Below are 2,605 nucleotides of genomic sequence, written 5' to 3'. Positions count from 1 at the left end.
GCAGCTCTTCATTCTACAAACTTTATCGTAAAAGTGTTAGAAGAGTTAAAGTAATGTAACAAAAAGGCAACTGTCTCATATAAAGAAAATACATACAGTTGCCTTTTCTTTATTGGCAAACAAGGGGGAGAACACGATGAATGTATATCGTGGAGTTCATGAGTTAATTGGTCATACACCAATTGTAGAAATTACTCGTTTTTCACTTCCGAAAGGGGTCCGCTTATTTGCAAAGCTTGAATTTTATAACCCAGGCGGAAGCGTTAAGGATCGTTTAGGAAGAGAATTAATCGAAGATGCGCTAGAAAAAGGGCTTGTTACCCAAGGTGGAACAATTATTGAACCGACTGCTGGGAATACTGGTATTGGACTGGCACTTGCAGCATTAGAACATGATTTACGTGTTATCGTTTGTGTACCAGAGAAATTTAGTATTGAAAAACAAGAATTAATGAAAGCACTAGGTGCAACGGTCGTGCATACACCGACTGAGCAAGGAATGACCGGTGCAATTGCAAAAGCAAAAGAATTAGTAAATGAAATACCGAATTCATACTCTCCAAGTCAGTTTGCGAATGAAGCAAACCCGCGTGCTTATTTCAAAACACTAGGTCCTGAACTTTGGGATGCACTGAATGGAGAGATTAACATATTTGTTGCTGGAGCAGGAACTGGCGGTACGTTTATGGGGACTGCATCTTATTTGAAAGAAAAAAATATAGATATTAAAACAGTTATCGTAGAGCCAGAAGGATCTATTTTAAATGGTGGTAAGGCTGGTTCACATGAGACCGAAGGAATTGGACTGGAATTTATCCCGCCATTTTTGAAGACATCTTATTTTGATGAAATTCATACGATTTCTGATCGAAATGCATTTTTACGAGTGAAAGAATTAGCGCAAAAAGAAGGACTTCTCGTTGGGAGCTCTTCAGGAGCAGCATTTCATGCGAGCTTACTTGAGGCAGAGAAGGCAGCACCAGGTACAAATATTGTAACCATTTTTCCTGATAGTAGTGAGCGCTATTTAAGTAAAGACATATACAAAGGATGGGAATAAAAAATGAGAGCAAAGACAAAGTTAATTCATGGTATTCGCATAGGAGAACCTTCAACTGGATCTGTAAACGTACCGATCTATCAAACAAGTACGTACAAACAAGAAGCGGTTGGTAAGCATCAAGGATATGAATATTCACGTACAGGTAACCCAACACGTGCAGCTTTAGAAGAAATGATTGCCGTATTAGAAAATGGTCATGCTGGATTTGCATTCGGTTCTGGAATGGCTGCTATTACAGCGACAATTATGTTGTTCTCAAAAGGTGACCACGTTATTTTAACAGATGATGTTTATGGTGGAACGTATCGTGTTATTACGAAAGTATTAAACCGCTTCGGTATTGAACATACATTTGTAGACACAACAAACTTAGAGGAAGTTGTAGAAGCAATTCGTCCAAATACGAAAGCGATCTATGTGGAAACACCAACGAACCCATTACTAAAAATTACTGATATTAAGAAAATATCTACTCTTGCTAAAGAGAAAGATTTATTAACAATTATTGATAATACATTCATGACGCCATATTGGCAGTCGCCGATTTCTTTAGGAGCAGACATTGTACTTCATAGTGCAACGAAATATTTAGGAGGTCATAGTGACGTAGTTGCAGGTCTAGTAGTGGTAAATAGCCCACAACTAGCAGAAGACCTTCACTTTGTACAAAACTCAACAGGAGGTATTCTTGGACCACAAGATAGCTTCTTACTACTTCGCGGTTTAAAAACATTAGGAATTCGTATGGAAGAACATGAAACGAATTCACGCGCTATTGCTGAATTTTTAAATAATCATCCAAAAGTAAATAAAGTATATTACCCAGGTCTTGAATCACATCAAAACCACGAATTAGCAACAGAACAAGCAAATGGATTTGGTGCTATTATTTCGTTTGATGTAGATAGTGAGGAAACATTAAATAAAGTACTTGAGAAACTGCAATACTTTACACTTGCTGAAAGCTTAGGAGCAGTAGAAAGTTTAATTTCTATCCCATCTCAAATGACACATGCATCAATCCCAGCAGATCGCCGTAAAGAATTAGGAATTACAGATACATTAATTCGTATTTCTGTCGGTATTGAAGATGGTGAAGATTTAATTGAAGATTTAGCACAAGCGCTAGCGTAATAAAAAATGCACTGCTAATGTGGAGCAGTGCATTTTTTATTATGTTAATTTGTGAAATATTTCACAAATTATACATACACAAATGAAATGATTTCATGTATATTGAATTCATGAAATGTTATTCACGAGTAAACTTGTGAAGTGTTTCACAAACAATGGGATTCATGTAGGACGGTAACTCTATTTTTTTTCGCTAATCGGGACTTATTATGACCTATAGGGACTTATAAAGACCGTGATAACAGAATAGGAGGAAATTTACATGGTAGTCAAAGAGAAAGTTGTAAATGAAATGCAAGAGGTAAAAGAGATGATTGATACGTTAGTAAATAACGGTCAACAAGCTTTACAAGCATTAGAAAGTTTTACACAAGAGCAGATTGACAACATTGTTCATGAAATGGCATT

The 2,605-nt window shown here is 36.6% G+C and carries 2 protein-coding genes; both read left to right on the top strand.

Annotation, left to right across the window (positions count from 1 at the left end):
• Positions 1-136 precede the first annotated feature (136 nt).
• On the top strand, positions 137-1,060 hold the full coding sequence (locus CN409_RS31235) for an O-acetylserine dependent cystathionine beta-synthase (protein ID WP_001103877.1): 924 nt from the start codon (positions 137-139) through the stop codon (positions 1,058-1,060).
• Between the two features lie 3 nt (positions 1,061-1,063).
• Entirely contained in the window at positions 1,064-2,197 is a 1,134-nt protein-coding gene (locus tag CN409_RS31230) for a bifunctional cystathionine gamma-lyase/homocysteine desulfhydrase (protein WP_001201921.1), read from the top strand.
• The last annotated feature ends 408 nt before the right edge of the window (positions 2,198-2,605 follow it).

Origin of the sequence: Bacillus sp. AFS012607 (assembly GCF_002558005.1) — a bacterium.
Classification (GTDB): domain Bacteria; phylum Bacillota; class Bacilli; order Bacillales; family Bacillaceae_G; genus Bacillus_A; species Bacillus_A thuringiensis_S.
Note: the sequence above shows the minus strand (reverse complement) of the source record. Positions and strands in the feature narration are given on the sequence as shown.

Excerpts from the sequence above, each read along its gene's own strand:
- CN409_RS31235 (WP_001103877.1), top strand. The coding sequence starts at position 137 with ATGAATGTATATCGTGGAGTTCATGAGTTAATTGGTCATACACCAATT.
- CN409_RS31230 (WP_001201921.1), top strand. The coding sequence starts at position 1,064 with ATGAGAGCAAAGACAAAGTTAATTCATGGTATTCGCATAGGAGAACCT.